This window comes from Streptomonospora wellingtoniae (genome assembly GCF_031845375.1).
Lineage (GTDB): Bacteria > Actinomycetota > Actinomycetes > Streptosporangiales > Streptosporangiaceae > Streptomonospora > Streptomonospora wellingtoniae.
The window spans coordinates 1-872 of sequence record NZ_JAVREK010000064.1 but is presented as its reverse complement, the minus strand read 5'-3'; the positions used below and the strand labels follow the sequence as shown (position 1 = coordinate 872).

Annotated in this window: 1 protein-coding gene; it reads left to right on the top strand. The window is 74.1% G+C overall.

The features are described from left to right. On the top strand, positions 1-872 hold an 872-nt coding region (locus RM446_RS24635), incomplete at both ends, for a GMC family oxidoreductase (RefSeq protein WP_311547832.1).

Here is an 872-nt window from a genome sequence, read left to right as displayed (position 1 = left end):
TACGACTATGTGATCGTGGGTGGCGGGACCGCGGGCTCGGTGATCGCCAACCGCCTCACCGAGGACCCCGGCACCAGCGTCTGCGTCATCGAGGCAGGCCCCTCCGACCGCGACCAGGAACGCGTCCTGCGCCTGCGCGACTGGCTGGACCTGCTCGACAGCGACCTCGACTACGCCTACCCCACCGTCGCCCAGCCCCGCGGCAACTCCCACATCCTGCACTCCCGCGCCCGCGTCCTGGGCGGCTGCTCCTCCCACAACACCCTCATCAGCTTCCGCCCCTTCCCCCGCGACCTCGACGACTGGGTCGCCGCCGGCGCCCGCGGCTGGGACAACGCCACCGTCCAGTCCTACGCCGACCGGCTCAAGAACAACATCGCCCCCGTCGCCCCCCACGACCGCAACGCCCTGGTCGCCGACTGGATCACCGCCGCCGCCCGCGCCACCGGCGTCCCGGTCGTCGACGACTTCAACGCCGAGACCTCCCACCGCGGCGGCTTCAGCGAGGGCGCCGGGTTCCTGCCCGTGGCCTACGACCCCTACACCGGCCACCGCTCCTCGGCCTCGGCCGCCTACCTGCACCCGATCATGGACGTGCGCACCAACCTCACCCTGATGCTGCAGACCCGGGCCCACCGGGTCGTGTTCGAGGGCGGGCGGGCCGCGGGGGTGCGCGCCGTCGGACCCGGCGGCCGCGAGCACACCGTCACCGCCCAGCGCGAGGTCGTCCTGTGCGCCGGCGCGATCGACACCCCCCGCCTGCTGCTGCTGTCGGGGGTGGGCCCGCCCGAGGACCTGCGCGCGGTCGGTATCGAGGCCGCCCACGCGCTGCCCGGGGTCGGCGAGAACCTGCTCGACCACCCCGAGTCGGT